The 15,001-nt window shown below is 72.1% G+C and carries 14 protein-coding genes; 2 read left to right on the forward strand and 12 right to left on the reverse strand.

Features of this window, described 5'->3' with window-relative positions; translation table 11 throughout:
• Together ABT381_RS06575 and ABT381_RS06580 are read left to right on the forward strand one after the other, a co-directional pair.
• A partial coding sequence (locus tag ABT381_RS06575) for an ATP-binding cassette domain-containing protein (RefSeq protein WP_351588656.1) occupies positions 1–336 on the forward strand: 336 nt, incomplete at its 5' end.
• 168 nt (positions 337–504) lie between these two features.
• The gene (locus ABT381_RS06580; protein ID WP_351588659.1) at positions 505–699 is read left to right on the forward strand and encodes a hypothetical protein; all 195 of its coding nucleotides are present in this window, start codon (positions 505–507) and stop codon (positions 697–699) included.
• A gap of 60 nt (positions 700–759) precedes the next feature.
• On the opposite strand, the gene ABT381_RS06585 is transcribed toward ABT381_RS06580, so the two are convergent.
• From ABT381_RS06585 to mmuM, 12 genes are all read right to left on the reverse strand, one after another.
• Positions 760–2,022 (reverse strand): phosphodiester glycosidase family protein, encoded by a 1,263-nt coding sequence (locus ABT381_RS06585; RefSeq protein WP_351588662.1) that lies wholly within the window; start codon positions 2,020–2,022, stop codon positions 760–762.
• 127 nt (positions 2,023–2,149) lie between these two features.
• Entirely contained in the window at positions 2,150–2,761 is a 612-nt protein-coding gene (locus ABT381_RS06590) for an N-acetylmuramoyl-L-alanine amidase (protein WP_351588665.1), read from the reverse strand.
• Positions 2,762–2,958: 197 nt separating this feature from the next.
• Entirely contained in the window at positions 2,959–3,969 is a 1,011-nt protein-coding gene (locus tag ABT381_RS06595; RefSeq protein WP_351588667.1) for an acetamidase/formamidase family protein, read from the reverse strand.
• Positions 3,966–5,423, reverse strand: a complete 1,458-nt coding sequence (locus ABT381_RS06600; protein ID WP_351588670.1) for an APC family permease — start codon at positions 5,421–5,423, stop codon at positions 3,966–3,968. The genes ABT381_RS06595 and ABT381_RS06600 overlap by 4 nt, the downstream gene beginning before the upstream one ends.
• A 101-nt stretch (positions 5,424–5,524) precedes the next feature.
• Positions 5,525–6,940, reverse strand: a complete 1,416-nt coding sequence (locus ABT381_RS06605; RefSeq protein WP_351588673.1) for a family 2B encapsulin nanocompartment shell protein — start codon at positions 6,938–6,940, stop codon at positions 5,525–5,527.
• A gap of 146 nt (positions 6,941–7,086) precedes the next feature.
• Complete coding sequence (locus ABT381_RS06610; RefSeq protein WP_351588676.1) at positions 7,087–8,520, reverse strand: family 2B encapsulin nanocompartment shell protein; 1,434 nt, start codon at positions 8,518–8,520, stop codon at positions 7,087–7,089.
• Positions 8,521–8,820: 300 nt separating this feature from the next.
• Entirely contained in the window at positions 8,821–10,251 is a 1,431-nt protein-coding gene (gene xylB, locus ABT381_RS06615; RefSeq protein WP_351588679.1) for a xylulokinase, read from the reverse strand.
• Positions 10,252–10,334: 83 nt separating this feature from the next.
• Positions 10,335–11,300: an acetylxylan esterase gene (locus ABT381_RS06620; RefSeq protein WP_351588682.1), complete on the reverse strand. Its 966-nt coding sequence runs from the start codon at positions 11,298–11,300 to the stop codon at positions 10,335–10,337.
• 124 nt (positions 11,301–11,424) lie between these two features.
• The gene (locus ABT381_RS06625; RefSeq protein WP_351588685.1) at positions 11,425–12,267 is read right to left on the reverse strand and encodes an amino acid ABC transporter ATP-binding protein; all 843 of its coding nucleotides are present in this window, start codon (positions 12,265–12,267) and stop codon (positions 11,425–11,427) included.
• A 5-nt stretch (positions 12,268–12,272) separates the two neighbouring features.
• Positions 12,273–13,058: an amino acid ABC transporter permease gene (locus ABT381_RS06630; RefSeq protein WP_351588688.1), complete on the reverse strand. Its 786-nt coding sequence runs from the start codon at positions 13,056–13,058 to the stop codon at positions 12,273–12,275.
• Positions 13,059–13,092: 34 nt separating this feature from the next.
• Positions 13,093–13,890: a basic amino acid ABC transporter substrate-binding protein gene (locus ABT381_RS06635; protein WP_351588691.1), complete on the reverse strand. Its 798-nt coding sequence runs from the start codon at positions 13,888–13,890 to the stop codon at positions 13,093–13,095.
• A gap of 186 nt (positions 13,891–14,076) precedes the next feature.
• Positions 14,077–14,997, reverse strand: coding sequence for a homocysteine S-methyltransferase (gene mmuM, locus ABT381_RS06640; protein ID WP_351588694.1), 921 nt, complete (start codon positions 14,995–14,997; stop codon positions 14,077–14,079).
• Positions 14,998–15,001 lie beyond the last annotated feature (4 nt).

The following is a 15,001-nucleotide window of genomic DNA, read 5'->3' on the forward strand; positions in this document are numbered from 1 at the left end:
CGCCGCGGCGAGGCGGCCGAGCGGCTCGCGGAGCTGGTACCGCGCGTCGGCCTCGGCGCCGAACTGCTCGGCCGCCGCCCGCACGAGGTCAGCGACGGCCAGCTGCAGCGTGCCTGCCTCGCCCGCGCGCTGATCCTGCGGCCACGCTGGCTGATCTGCGACGAGATGACCGCGATGCTGGACGCCTCCACGACGGCCGCGCTGGTCGCGGTGGTGGAGGAGTACCGCGCGGAGTCCGGGGCCGGCCTCCTGGCCGTCGGCCACGACCGGGTACTGCTCGAACGGTGGTGCGACCGCACGGTGGGGTGGGAGACGCTGGCGCAGCAGGCGTCCTGAGCGGTACGCGGCGGTCGGCGCGGCAGTGGTACGCGGCGACCCCGGCAGCCGTCCGGTGACCCGCAGTGATCACCCGTTCGGCGGACGCCTGATAGGCGGGTCAAGGCCGCGAAATACGCCAAACTGGCGCCGGTGACGGCCCGTTCGGGCCATCGAGGGAGGTTCGCCATGGCTATTTCGATCTCAGTCGTCCTGCTGCTCGTCGTGCTGGCCGTCGTCTTTCTGCGCAGCGGACAGCTGAAGCTCTCGCACGCCCTCGTGTGCGTGCTCCTCGGCTTCTTCCTCGCCGGCAGCAGTCTCGCGCCCGACATCAGCAACGGCCTCTCCGGCGCCGCGGACCTCGTCAGCAGCGTACGACCCTGAGAGGAGCGCCCCAGGGCCCGCCAGGGCCCCCAGGGCCCGATACGGCCCTCCCAGGGCCCCTCACGGCTGCCGCGCGAAGACCCCGATCCCGTTCGGCACCGGTCGCTCCGCGCCGCCCGAAGGATGGTTGCGTACGGTCGCCGCGCCGCTCCCCGGATCGCGCAGGACCAGCGTCGAGGACCCGCCGCCGTCCAGGTTCACCGCGTCCCGGGCGCCGATCCGCGTCATCAGCCCGGCGAGTTCGTCGATCGTCAGCCCGGCGTTCCCCTTCGTGCCGTCCAGCGCCAGCAGATACAGCACCCGCCCGTTCCCGCCGACGCCCGCCGCGGTACGGACCGCCGACGCGACCGTGTCCAGGCCCGGCAGCGGCGCACCGTCCCGCAGGACCGGGAAGCCGCCCACCGCGAACCGCGCGGGACCCGGCCGCTGCCCCACCAGCCGGTCGGTGACGCGCACCCGCTCGCCCACCGACAGCTTCCGCAGCTGCCGCGCGCCCTCCTCGCGCCCGACCAGTACCGTCGAGCCCTCGGGCACGCCGCCGCGCCCCGGCGCGTCCGCGACCTTCTCGACCCGGCCGCCGCGCACCGTGACCTCGGTGGTGTCCGCACTGCACGGCGCCGCCCGGTCGGTGTCCGTGCCGCACGTGGCGCGCACCCGTGAGGTGGTGCCCCACTCCGGGGTGTACGCGCCGATGCCGTCGACCGGCAGCGCGTACAGGTTCAGCCCGCGCAGCGGCAGCCGGCCGTCCGGCGTGGCCACCGAGCCGCGCAGCGACAGCCGGTCCAGCCGGGCCCGCCGGTCCGGCCCCACCGCGATGACGTCCTCGGCCGTCGTGCCGGGCGGTAACGCGGGCCCGAACCGCTGCCCGTCCGGCACCGCCGACTTCAGCCACCGCCCGGACGCGATCGCGGGCCCGTCGGACGCGCCCGTCGGCTCGACACCCGGGTGCTGACCCTCCGTTATGTTGAAGAAGTCCCCGTTGACCCCGGCCACCGCGCCCTGCGCGTCGGCCATCGCGGACACCGCCTTGCGGGCGCCGACCGCGCCCGCGTACAGCAGATCGACCGAGACGTCCGGTCTCGCCAGGTCCACGGTCAGCAGGTGACCGCGTACGGTGCCGCGCGGCACCGCCATCGAGAACTGTGTGTACGTCACCCCGGACGCCGCCGGGGCCGCCCGGCCCTTACGGAGCACGTCCGCCGAGACGGCGGCGCTCCCGCCGCCCGCCACCCCTCCGCCGGCCAGTGCACCGGCCGCCAGCAGAACCGTCAGTACCGCGCGGACACGACCGAATCGCTGCTTCACGATCACCCCAGTTGTCACGCCGACTGTTCCTTGGGCCAACGAAGTACACCACTGGCGGGCCGAGCACACGCAGAAGCGCCGTGGTACCGGTGCGCGCCGCTCTGCTGGCGGCCGCCGCCCCGGGGGAACGGCGGCCGCCCGCCCCTCAGGAGGCGGCCTTCACCAGGCTCATGTAGCGCGCCCAGTCCCAGTAAGGGCCCGGGTCCGTGTGGTCGGTCCCGGGCACCTCGACGTGGCCGATGATGTGCTTGCGGTCTCTCGGTATGCCGTACCGTGCGCAGACCGCGGCCGTGAGCTGCGCGGACTGCTCGTACATGGCGTCCGTGAACCACTTCGGCTGGTCCACCCAGCCCTCGTGCTCGATGCCGACGCTGCGGGTGTTGTAGCTCCAGTTGCCCGCGTGCCAGGCGACGTCGTCCTCGCGGACGAACTGGCCGATGTACCCGTCTGCCGAGCGCACGCAGTAGTGCGCGGAGACCTGGGCGTCGGGGTTCTGGAAGATCTTGACCGTGTCGGCGTACGTCTCCTGCGTGACATGGATGATCACCATGTCGATGCCGTACTGCGCCGGGCGGTTCGCCGCGGTGTAGTTGGCGGCAGCGGCGGGGGTCCAGTGGATGTCCGGGTAGGCGGCGGCGCGGGAGCGGTGGGGGGCGGCCTGCGCCAGGCCGGTGCCGAGGGGGACGAGGGCGGCGGCCGCCGCCGCTGCTCCGGTGAGCAGGCGGCGGCGGGACGGCCGGGGGATGTCGTGCTGCATGCGATCTCCTGCCGGTGTTCATGGGGGGAGGGGGATGCTCGCGAACCTGCCACGGCCTGCGGGCCGCGGCGTGACGAAAGGCGCATGCGGTCCCGCCATCGTCCGGAACCGCACGGCCTCTGCCAACGTTCTGCCCGGTCCGCTCATGGCTCGACCAAGAACGGCGGAAAATCTTCTGGACGGTACTCCCGCCCCGCTCAGCGCAGTTGCGCGGCCCGCTCCCGCAACTCCGCATGCAGCCCGCCGTACACCGTCGCCGCCGGCAGCCACTCCTTCCGCAGCTTGGCCACGCAGGTGTAGTTGCTGTCGCAGACGTTGGCGAGCGGCGCCTCCACGGCCTGCGTGACGACCTGGTAGGCGTCCAGTTCGCTCAGCCCGAAGTCGCGCGCCAGCCACTGCACCAGGTCCAGCTGCGAGATGCGGAAGGCGTCCTCCAAGGGGCGGGCCGAACCGGTGGAGATGAGGTGCGTGTCGGACTCCAGCCGCGGCCAGGGCGTCGCCACTCCCTTGAGCAGCTCCACGACCGCCACGGTGTGCATCGCCGTCTCCACGGCCACGCCGCACGTCTCGCCCTCGCCCTGACGCGCGTGCCCGTCACCCAGACTGAGCAGCGCGCCCTCGACGTTGACGCCGAGGTAGCAGGTGACGCCCGCGCGCATCTCGGGCGTGTCCATGTTGCCGCCGTGCGCGTCCGGTACGAGCGCCGAGCGCACCTCCAGGTTCGCGGGCGCCACGCCCACCGTGCCGTGCATCGGGTCCATCGGCAGGTCCAGCGTCAGGTCGCTGTCCCGCGCGCTGAACCGGCACAGCCCGCGCTCCCGGTCCAGCTCCCAGATCCACACCGCCTCGGGCAGCGGAGGCTGCAGCGAGGCCGTCGCGTGCGTCGAGGTCAGCGCGCCGAACAGCGGCACCGTCGAGGACGCGGCCCAGTCCCGGCGCGGCGTGATCGACACGAAGTGCACCGCCAGCGTGTCGCCCGGCTCCGCCCCCTCCACGTAGAACGGCCCGGTCTGCGGGTTGAGGAAGGGGAACTCGCAGACCTCGGACACCAGGTCCTTGTCCGAGCGCACCCGGCCGCCGAAGCAGTCCTCGGTGAAGACGTCCAGAACGGTGCCGGGCGCCACCCTGGCCACCGGCGCGGCGCCCCCGAAGGTCCAGGCGTAGTCCTCGGGTCCGGGCCGGACGGTGCAGATCCGCGGGTCGGTCATACGGGCTCCTCATCGAGGTGGACATGTCCGGTCGCCGCGATCCGGTCCGGATGCCGGCGCCACAGGACGGCGAGGGCCACGGCCCCCAGCGCCATCCAGCCGCCGACGATGGGCCCCGCGTACGAGACCGGCGCGGTGAGCTCGCTGACGAAGAAGAACACCGGCAGCCCGGCGGCGGTGAGCAGCGCAGGCACGAACGCGGCGATGCCGAGCAGTGGGAAGAGCAGATGGCGCAGCCACCTGAACTCCGCGCGCCGGCGCCGCAGGAAATACCCCACGCAGGCCAGGTTGGTGACGATGTAGACGGAGATCACGACCGTCACGATGACCGTGGCCAGCAGTACGAACGCGGTCACCGGGTCGTACGCGAAGCCCAGCCCCAGCGCCGCCGCCAGCGCGATGACGAACTGCGCGAGCACGCCGTACACGGGGGAGCGGCGGACCGGGTGCAGCCGGGCGAAGGCGCGCGGGAAGCTGCCGATGCGGCCCAGCGCGAAGGCCGTACGCGTCGAGACGTTCGCGCAGGCGTTGGCGTTGGCCACGGTGGAGTTGGCCACCGCCAGGAAGACCAGGATCCAGAACGCCCCGAAGGAGGCGCGCGCCACGCCGTCCCAGGAGCCCGGCCCGGAGGCGGAGAACTTCGCGAAGGCGTCGGGCCCGTAGAACACCGCCATGGCGTACGTGGTGATCAGGTAGACGAGGCCGATGGAGAGCGCGGCGCCCAGGACCGCGCGACGCATGTTGCGGCGCGGGTCTTTGGCCTCCTCGGCCAGCGGCGCCGCCGCCTCGAACCCGGCGAACGCCAGTACCGTGTAGACCGAGCCCGCGATCACCCCGCCGACGCCGCCGTACGCGTCCGGCGTGTGCGACGTACCGAAGACGCTCAGGGTGTTGGCGTCACCGGCCCCGATGATCAGCAGCGCCGCGAACACCAGGAAGACCAGGACCTCGAAGAGGCCGAGGACGGTGCCGAGGCGGGCGGAGGCGCGAATGCCGCGGTAGCCCGCCAACGCGATGATCACCGCGCCCGCCAGCACCCACGGCCACCACAGGTCCGCCGGATACGCGGCCCACTCCTGGTGCAGCGTGCCCGCGACCGTGAAGCCCAGCTGGAGCAGGAGCAGGGCCGGCACCAGCGCCTCGACGAAGACATAGCCCCAGGCCACCAGGAAGCCGATCGCCGGGTGCAGGCCCTGCGCGCTGTACGTGGCCACCGATCCCGCGGCCGGCATCCGGTGGGCCAGCTCCGCCACCGAGGAGGCCGTGAACAGGCAGGCCACCAGCGCGATCAGCACGGACAGCGGCAGGCTGCCGCCCGCGAAGGCGGCGCCCGCCGGAATGGACGCGGCGATGGCCGCCGCAGGGGCCATCGCCGTCACGCTCTGGAAGAGGATCTCCCGCAGCCCCACCGCATCGCGGCGCAGCCGCGTCTCATGTCTCCCCGTGTCCCCCATTCCCCTGAGAGTAGGCACGGGACGGGGGAGGCGGAAGAGCGCCTACGGAGCGGGGACCGGTCCCCGCGGCGCTGCACGCTCCGCAGGGACCGGCGGGCCCCTCAGTGCCCGATCTCGACGTCCTCCAGGATGCCCAGCGCGTCCGGCACCAGCACGGCGGCCGAGAAGTACGCGCTGACCAGGTACTTGATGATCGCCTGCTCATTGATGCCCATGAAGCGCACCGACAGGCCGGGCTGGTACTCGTCCGGAATGCCCGTCTGGTGCAGACCCACCACGCCCTGGTTCTCCTGGCCGACACGCATGGCCAGGATCGAGCTGGTCTGGTCCGGGTTGATCGGGATCTTGTTGCAGGGCAGCAGCGGGATGCCGCGCCAGGCCCGGACCTCCTGGCCGCCGAACTCGACGCCCGTCGGGTAGATGCCGCGGGCGTTCCACTCCCGGCCGATGGCCGCGATGGTGCGCGGGTGCGCCAGCAGGAACTGGGTCTTGCGGCGACGCGCGATCAGCTCGTCCAGGTCGTCCGGGGTGGGCGGGCCGGAGCGGGTGTGGATGCGCTGCTTGAGATCGGCGTTGTGCAGCAGGCCGAACTCCTTGTTGTTGATCATCTCGTGCTCTTGCCGCTCGCGCAGCGCCTCGACCGTCAGCCGCAGCTGCTGGTCCAGCTGGTTCATCGGGTCGTTGTACAGATCGGCGACCCGGCTGTGGATCTTCAGCACGGTCTGCGCGACGCTCAGTTCGTACTCCCGCGGCGCCAGCTCGTAGTCCACGTACGTGCCCGGCAGCTGCGGCTCGCCGACGTGGCCGGACGCCACATCGATGGCCGCCTCGCCGTGCTTGTTCTGCGCGGGGATCAGTGCGGCGCGGAACTGCTCGATGTGGCTGCGCAGCGCCTCGGACCGGCCGGCCACCTCTTCGTAGGCGGAGCGGGGCAGTACCAGCGCCGTGCCCCGGGTGACGGCGCGGACGGTGTGCTCCCAGGTGCCGTCCCCGGACAGCAGGGCCGTGGCGCCCACGTGGTCGCCGTCGGCGAGCACACCGAGCACGGTGTCGTCGCCGTACTTGCCCTGCCCCACCCGCTCCAGCTTGCCGTGGGCGATCAGCAGCACCCGGTCGGTGGAGCCGCCGCGCTCGGCGAGCACGTCGCCCGGTGCGAAGTCCTGCTGCTCGAAGCGACCGGCCAGCGCCTCCAGCGCCGCCTGGTCGGTCAGCCCGCGCAGCGGCGCCAGTTCGCGCAGCTCGACGGGGATGACGCGAACCTCGCTGCCGGTGCTGGTGAACTCCACCCGGCCGTCGCCGAGGGTGTGGGTGAGCCGGCGGTTCACCCGGTACGTGCCGCCGGAGACCTCCGCCCAGGGCAGGATGCGCAGCAGCCAGCGGGAGGAGATCCCCTGCATCTGCGGCACGGTCTTCGTGGTGGTCGCCAGATTCCGTGCCGCCGCCGTGGCGAGGCTCGACCGGGCCTGGTCGTTCGCGGAGTCGCCGAGGCCGGACGTCGGGTCGAGCGAAGTGGTCATGGAGATGCTCACCTATTCCTGTGCCAGTGTGAAACGTGCGGCCGAAGGCCCGGCCTGCGGGGCCGGGCGCCATTCGGCAGAGGTCCCCCGGTGATGTGCGTCACGCTGCGGCTTGAATTGCCGCGGTCGTGGCTGGAATTCGCGGTTCAGTAGCCGATCGCCACATCGTCGAGAATTCCGAGTGCGTCCGGGACCAGGACGGCCGCGGAGTAGTAGGCGCTCACGAGGTAGTTCAGAACGGCCTTGTCGTCGACGCCCATAAAACGGACCGACAGGCTTGGCTGGTATTCATCGGGAATTCCGGTCTGGTGCAGCCCGACGACACCCTGGCGCTCCTCGCCGGTGCGCATCACGAGGACGGAGCTGGTGCCGTCCTCGCTGATCGGGATCTTGCTGCAGGGGAACAGCGGCACGCCGCGCCAGGACGGCAGCGAGTGGCCCATGAAGTCCACGGCCGTCGGATACAGGCCACGCTTGCTGCACTCGCGACCGATGGCCGTGATGGCCTTGGGGTGTGCCAGCAGGAAGGACGGCTCCTTCCATACCCGCGCGAGCAGTTCGTCCAGGTCGTCGGGGGTGGGCGGGCCGCTGCGAGTGGGGATGCGCTGGCGCGGGTCGGCGTTGTGCAGCAGGCCGAACTCGCGGTTGTTGATCATCTCGTGCTCTTGCCGCTCGCGCAGCGCCTCGATGGTCAGCCGCAGCTGCTCCTCGACCTGGTTCATCGGGTCGTTGTACAGGTCGCCGACGCGGGTGTGGGTGCGCAGCACGGTCTGCGCGACGCTCAGTTCGTACTCCCGCGGCGCCAGCTCGTAGTCCACGAACGTACTGCCGAGGACCGGCTCGCCGTGGTGCCCTGAGGCGATCTCCAGCGCCGCCTCGCCGCTCTCGTTGTGCGGGGCCGGGGCCTCGTCCCGCACCGCCTCAAGATGCGTCCGCAGCGCCTCCGAGCGGCCCGTGACCTCGCCGAGCGCGCTCGCGGCGAGCGTCAGTACGGTCACCCGCGTCACGGCACGGTAGGTGAACTCCCAGGTCGGCTCCGGTGTGGTGAGCGCCTTGTCACCGAGATGGTCGCCGCCGGCCAGCGCGCCGAGCGTGGCCTCGTCGCCGTACTTGCCCGTGCCGATCCGGTCCACCCTGCCGTGCGCGATCAGCACGACCCGGTCGGCCCGCGCGCCCGCCTCGGCGATCACCTCGCCCGCCGCGTACTCCTGGCTCTCGAAGCGCTCGGCGAGCGCGCTGAGGACCTCCGTGTCGGTGAAATCCCGCAGTGCGGGCAGCTCGCGCAGCTCGTCGGGGATGACGCGCAGTTCGCCGCCGTCCGCGGCGAAGTCGATATGGCCGTCGCCGACGGTGTACGTCAGGCGGCGGTTCACCCGGTACGTGCCGCCGGACACCTGCACCCAGGGCAGCAGGCGCAGCAGCCACCGGGAGGTGATGTTCTGCATCTGCGGCTGCGTCTTGGTGGTGGTCGCAAGATTGCGCGCCGCGGTCGTGGCCAGACTGGTCAGGTTCGTATTTTGGCTTTCGCCTCCGGTGTCGGAGAGAGTTTCTTCCGGAACCGTCACAGCTGCCCCACCCATCTCTGGAAGAAGTTGAAATCGGCCTATCCGCCGAACAGAGAAGGTAGTCGCACTGATTTTATCCGCACAATCCCTCAAATGAGTGGCGTAGAAAGGGAATTGAGTGGATAGGCTCAGCGGAACAGCTAGCTCTTCGGGCGCACGGAACGCGCGAGCCCGGGGGAATGCCGCGCGGGGCGCACGACGGCGCTTACGGGGCCCGCCCGGGTGCTCACCCTGAAGGGCGCCGCGGGACGCCGCCCAGAGGCGGACCGCCGCGGAGACCCCGAAGGGCGGACCTCACGACCCGAACGGCGGGCCTCACGCCCCGAAGAGCGGGCCCGCCGCCGTGAGGGTCCCCGTCAGCCGCTCCCACGCTGCCGCGTCCCGCTCCACCGCCTCGTAGCGCTCGCCCCGGTCCGTCCCCCAGCGCCGCGCCACCGCCGCCGGATCCTCGCCCAGCAGCAGCCCCGCCGCCTGCGCCGCAGCGCCCAGCGCCACCAGTTCCCCTTCCCGCGGCACGATGACGGCCCGCCCGGACAGCCGCCGTACGGTGTCCCGCCAGGCCCGCCCGCGTGCCCCGCCGCCGATGAGCAGCAGCGGCTCGTCCGCCGCGGTCTCCGGCCCCGCCACCAGGTCCAGCGCCCGCAGCAGCGCGAACACCGCGCCGTCATAGGCGGCCTGCAGCACCTGCCCGCCCGTGGTGTCGTGCCGCAGCCCGTGGAGCAGGCCCGTGGCCTGAGGGAGGTTCGGCGTGCGCTCGCCGTCCAGGAACGGCAGCACCACCGCCGAGCCGCCCGGCTCCACGGTCTCCCGGTCCAGGCCGAGCAGCGCCGCCACCCGGTCCACCGCGAGCGTGCAGTTCAGGGTGCAGGCCAGCGGCAGCCAGTCGCCGCGCGCGTCCGCGAAGCCCGCGACCGTGCCCGTCGGGTCGGCCGGGCGCCGGGTGGTCACCGCGTACACCGTCCCCGAGGTGCCGAGGCTGATGACCGGGCGCCCCGGGCGCAGCCCGAGTCCCAGCGCCGCCGCCATGTTGTCCCCCGTACCGGCCGCGACCAGCGCCCCATGGGGCAGCGGCAGCCCTTCGGGGCGCACGGTCCCGGCCGCCTCTCCGGGGCGCGCCACTCGCGGCAGCATCTCCGTACGCAGCCCCACGTGCTCGAGGACCTCCGCGTCGTAGGACTCGGTGGCCGAGGACCACCAGCCCGTCCCCGAGGCGTCGCCGCGGTCGGTGACGGCCTCGCCCGTCAGCCGCTCGGTCACGTAGTCGTGCGGCAGCCGCACCGCTGCGGCCGCCTGAGCCGCCGCCGGCTCCTGCGCCCGCAGCCACGCCCACTTGGCCACCGTGAACGACGGCCCGGGCAGGCTGCCCGCCCGCGCGGCCCACGCCTCGGGGCCGCCCAGCTCCTCGATGAGGCGGCGGCTCTGCGGCGCCGGCCGCACGTCGTTCCACAGCAGCGCGGGGCGCACCGGGCGGCCGGCCGCGTCCAGGGTGACCAGCCCGTGCTGCTGGCCCGCCACGGAGACCGCGGACGCCTGCCTGGCGGGGTCACCACAGGCCGCCAGCGCCCGTCCCAGCGCCTCCCACCACTCCTCGGGGTCGCTCTCCTTGCCGGGCCCGGCGGAGACGGTGTGCGGCGCCTGGCCGCGTGCCGCCACCTCTCCCGTCGCCGCGTCCACGATCAACACCTTCGTGGACTGCGTGGAACTGTCCACGCCGGCCACGAGCGGCCCCGCTCCCCACGCGCCCATCACCACTCCTCACTCATGTGCCCGGTTCCTGCCCTCCACGTGCCCGGTTCCCGCCCTCAGATACGCGGCCCGCTGACACCCCGTCACGCGAGCAGCTCCCGTACGAACAGGATCTCGTCCGCCTGATGGTGCACCCCGCCGCCCTCGTGGCCGTTGAACCGCCACACCCGAAGGTCCTTCGGTCCCGCGTAGTGGTGATACGCGGCGAAGCCGGTGGAGGCCGGCGTGATGGTGTCCGTCAGGCCCGTACCGAAGAGGGCGGGAGCCTCGGCGCGGGCGGCGAAGTTCAGCCCGTCGAAGTGGTCCAGGGTGTCCAGCGCGGCATCGATGTGCAGCCGCTCCCCGGCGAAGTACGCGGCCAGTTCGGTGTACGGGCCGGCCTCGGCCACCTCGACGGCGCGCCGGATGTGCGCCATGAACGGCACCCGGACCAGCGCCGCCGCGAGCCCTGGCACCAGCCCCGCCACCGCCAGCGCCTGCGCGCCGCCCTGGCTGTTGCCCTCCACGACGATGCGGTCCGGGTCCACCCCGGCGTGCTCGCGGGCGGCCTCCACGGCCCGTACGGCGTCCGTGTAGAGCCGGCGGAAGTAGTACGCGTCGGGGTCGAGCACCCCACGCGTCATCATCCCGCCGACGGACGGGTTGGCGGATCCGACCGGGTCGGGGGTGTCGCCGGGCCGGTTGGGCCCGGTCTGGCCGCGCGGGTCCATCACGAGGGTGGCGTACCCGGCGGCCGGCCAGAGCAGCCAGTCGTGCGGCAGGCTGCGCCCGCCCCCGTAGCCGAGGTACCGCACGACGCACGGCAGCGGCCGCCCCGCGCCGCGCGGCAGCAGGAACCAGCCGCGGATGCGGTGCCCGCCGAAGCCGGAGAACTCCACGTCGTAGGTGTCCAGCAGGTCCAGGCCCACGTCGACCGGGGCGAAGCGGGCGTCGAGCGGGCAGGCGCGCGTCTCTTGGAGAGTGCGCTGCCAGAAGACGTCGAAGCCGGCCGGCTCTGGCCTTTCGGGACGGTAGGTGCGCAGGTCTTCGAGGGGCATGTCGACGAACACCGGCGGCTCCTGAGCCTGGGGGAAGACCGATCACCGCTCACCATGCCCCGAGAGCGGGTGGTCGACCCCCGGCGGACGGCGCGCATCTCCACGCCGCCCCGCCCCTCTGTGTGCTCCGTACGGCTTACCGGTCCACGCGCTTGCCCCCGGGGCCCGTGTCGGCCACCTCGCCGACCTCCGCCGCCGCCGGGTCCAGTACGCGCGCCAGGAAGGTGCGGGTGCGCTCGTGCTGCGGGGCGCCCACCACCCGGTCCGGCGGGCCCTCCTCGACGATCACTCCGCCGTCCATGAAGACCACCCGGTCGGCGACCTCCCGGGCGAAGCTCATCTCGTGCGTGACGACCAGCATCGTCATGCCCTCGTCGGCCAGCGACCGCATGACGGCGAGCACGTCGCCCACCAGCTCCGGGTCCAGCGCCGAGGTCGGCTCATCGAAGAGCATCAGCTCGGGGTCCATGGACAGGGCGCGGGCGATCGCCACCCGCTGCTGCTGGCCCCCGGAGAGCTGCGCCGGGTAGGAGCGCTCCTTGTCGCTCAGCCCGACGCGCGCCAGGTTCGCCCGCGCGGTCCGCTCCGCCCCGGCCTTGTCCCGGCGCAGCACCCGCCGCTGGGCGATCGTCAGGTTCTCCAGGGCGGTCAGGTGCGGGAAGAGGTTGAAGGACTGGAAGACCATCCCGATCCGGCGCCGCACCCGGTCGATGTCCACGTCCGGGCCGGTGACCTCGGTACCGGCCACCGTGACCGTCCCCGAGGTCGGCTCCTCCAGGAGGTTCACGCAGCGCAGCAACGTCGACTTGCCCGAGCCGGACGGCCCGATGACGCACACCACCTCGCCGCTCCGCACCGTGAAGTCGATGCCCTTGAGCACTTCGAGGTCGCCGAAGGACTTGTGCAGCCCGGTGACCTGGATCGCGGTCGCGTCCCCGGCCACCGGCGCCCCGCCCGTCGTCGTTCTGTCGGTCGTCATGCCGGTCACCTGGCCTTCGCCGTTCGGGCCTCGAGCCGCCGGACGAGATGCCCGAGCGGGAGGGTGATCACGAGATAGAGCAGGCCCGCGACCAGGATCGGCGTCAGGCTCTTGTACTCGTTGAGCGCGTCCCGGCCGAAGTTGGCCAGCTCGTACTGGCCGAGCGAGAGCCCCAGGAGGTACACCAGCGAGGAGTCCTTGGTCAGCAGGATCAGCTCATTGGTCAGCGGCGGCAGGACGATGCGGAACGCCTGCGGGATGACGATGGAGACCATCGCCCGGCCGTGCGACATGCCGAGCGAACGGGCCGCCTCCGACTGCCCCTTGGGCACGGCCAGGATGCCCGCCCTGATGGTCTCCGCCATGTAGGCGGCGCCGACGAGCCCCAGGGAGAGCATCACGGTGACGTACTGGTCCAGCGCCACTTCGAAGGCGAGCGGCACACCGAAGCCGAGCGCGATGAAGACCAGAAGGGCGGGCACGCCACGGAAGAACTCGATGTACGTGACGGCGATCCAGCGGTACGGGGGCACCGACGACAGCCGCATCAGCGCCAGGAGCAGCCCGAGCAGCAGCCCGAAACCGAAGCCGAGCAGCGTGTAGAGGACCGTGTTGACCAGCGCGGTGGTGAGGATGTCGGGGAACAGCTGACGCGCGATGCCGACGTCGAAGAACGCCCGCCGCAGCTGTCCCCAGTCGGCGACCAGCGCGACGACCACCACGATGGCGGCCAGCAGGGCGTACTGCGACCCACGGATCACCCGGGTCCGTTGCCGTTTGGACAGCGACATGCGTGCAGAGCTCCTCAGGGGTGGACGGCGCGGGTCAGCTCTGCGGCGTGGTGCCGAACCACTTCTTGTAGATCCTGTCGTAGCTGCCGTCGGCCTTGGCCTTCTTCAGAGCGGCGTTGATCTGCTTGCGCAGCGCGTCGTTGCCCTTGCCCATGCCGATGCCGTAGTGCTCACCCGTGTCGAACTCCGCGGTCACCTCGGTGTCGGGGTTGGACTTGACGTAGTCGAACAGCGCACCGTTGTCGTTGATGCCGGCGTCCACCTTGCCGGTCTTCACGGCGGTCAGCAGCAGACCGAGGTCCTCGTACTCCACGAGGTCCACGTCCTTGCCCGCGTGCTTCTTGGCGTAGATGCCGCCGGTGGTGGCCTTCTGGTAGCCGAGCTTGCGGCCCTTGAGGTCCTCGACCTTCTTGTAGGGCTTGCCCTTCTTCGTGATCAGCGCCTGGGTGGCGTTGAAGTACGGATCGGAGAAGTCCATGACCTTCTTGCGCTCCGGCGTGATCGTCATGCCCGCCGCGGCCAGGTCGCACTTGCGAATATTGAAGTCCTGGCCGGTCTCGATGCCTTCGAAGGGCGTGTTGACGATCTCCTGCTGGACCTTCAGGTCCTTGGCCACCAGGTCCATGAGGTCCACGTCGAATCCGACGATCTTGTTGCCCTTCTTCACCTGGAAGGGCGGGTACGGCAGGTGCGTGCAGGTCTTGAGCAACCCCTTGGACACCAGCTGCAACCCGGAACCCTGGTTCCCCTCGGACTTCGTGCTGGTGCAGCCGGCCGCCAGGGCGACGGCCGCGACGACGGCTATGACAGGCAGCGACGAGCGAGCTGACACCGGTCCTCCAGGGAAGCGTTGAAAATCAACAGTGACCTGCCGACGGCGAGTTGGGATGGATCCTGCCACCGGCCGTGTCCGCTGTCTCCGCCGTGGGGGTTGCGTCTGCATAACGACCTTGATCCGTCACACGCACGAAACGGCCCCGCCACTTACGGGGCGGGGCCGCAGCACATCAGAGGGGAGTCAGGGCGAGACGAGACCGGCGAGGGCGGAGACGGAGTCGGGGCCCACGCGGCAGCAGCCACCGATGAGGCGCGCGCCACCCGCCGTCCACGCCGTCACCCGCTCCGGAGTGAACGTCGCCCGCCCGCGCCAGGCGCGTGCCTGCGCGTCCCACTCCTCACCGCTGTTCGGATAGACCACGACCGGCTTGCCGGTCACCCGCGCCGCCAGCTCCACCGCCGCGTCCGCGTCCTCCGGTACGCAGCAGTTGACCCCGACGGCCACGATCTCCTCCGCCTCGGAGGCGAGCGCGAACGCCTCCGCGAGCGGCTGCCCGGCCCGCGTCCGGTCGCCCTCGATGCTGTACGACAGCCACGCCGGCACTCCGAGGCCGCGCACCGCGCGCACCAGGGCCTGCCCCTCCTCGGCGTCCGGCACCGTCTCCAGCGCGAACACATCGGGTTCCGCCGCCGCCAGCACCTCAAGCCGCGGTCGGTGGAACCGCTCCAGCTCGGCGACGCTCAGGCCGTAGCGGCCGCGGTACTCGGAGCCGTCCGCGAGCATCGCGCCGTACGGGCCGGCGGAGGCCGCCACGTAGAGCGGCCCCGGCACGCCGTCCTTCATGGCGAGCCCGGCGGCCTCCCGGGCCAGCTCCACGCTGCGGCGCAGCAGCCCGGCCGCCTCCTCACGGCCGATGCCGCGGTGCGCGAAGCCCTCGAAGGTGGCCTGGTAGCTGGACGTGATGGCGACCTGGGCGCCTGCTTCGTAGTACGCCCGGTGCGCGGCGGTGATCGCCTCCGGCTGCTCGGCGAGCAGCCGGGCCGACCACAGCTCGTCGCTGAGGTCGTGCCCGGCCGACTCCAGCTGATTGGACAGCCCGCCGTCGAGGACGACGGGGCCGCGGACCAGGGCTTCCGCGAACGAGGGGGAGGAAGTGCTCATGCCC

Source organism: Streptomyces sp. NPDC000151, assembly GCF_040301705.1.
GTDB lineage: Bacteria > Actinomycetota > Actinomycetes > Streptomycetales > Streptomycetaceae > Streptomyces.

Coding starts and splice junctions, on each gene's coding strand:
- ABT381_RS06580 (WP_351588659.1), top strand. CDS start 505: ATGGCTATTTCGATCTCAGTCGTCCTGCTGCTCGTCGTGCTGGCCGTC.
- ABT381_RS06590 (WP_351588665.1), bottom strand. CDS start 2,761: ATGCAGCACGACATCCCCCGGCCGTCCCGCCGCCGCCTGCTCACCGGA.
- ABT381_RS06595 (WP_351588667.1), bottom strand. CDS start 3,969: ATGACCGACCCGCGGATCTGCACCGTCCGGCCCGGACCCGAGGACTAC.
- ABT381_RS06600 (WP_351588670.1), bottom strand. CDS start 5,423: ATGGGGGACACGGGGAGACATGAGACGCGGCTGCGCCGCGATGCGGTG.
- ABT381_RS06605 (WP_351588673.1), bottom strand. CDS start 6,940: ATGACCACTTCGCTCGACCCGACGTCCGGCCTCGGCGACTCCGCGAAC.
- ABT381_RS06610 (WP_351588676.1), bottom strand. CDS start 8,520: ATGGGTGGGGCAGCTGTGACGGTTCCGGAAGAAACTCTCTCCGACACC.
- xylB (WP_351588679.1), bottom strand. CDS start 10,251: ATGGGCGCGTGGGGAGCGGGGCCGCTCGTGGCCGGCGTGGACAGTTCC.
- ABT381_RS06625 (WP_351588685.1), bottom strand. CDS start 12,267: ATGACGACCGACAGAACGACGACGGGCGGGGCGCCGGTGGCCGGGGAC.
- ABT381_RS06630 (WP_351588688.1), bottom strand. CDS start 13,058: ATGTCGCTGTCCAAACGGCAACGGACCCGGGTGATCCGTGGGTCGCAG.
- mmuM (WP_351588694.1), bottom strand. CDS start 14,997: ATGAGCACTTCCTCCCCCTCGTTCGCGGAAGCCCTGGTCCGCGGCCCC.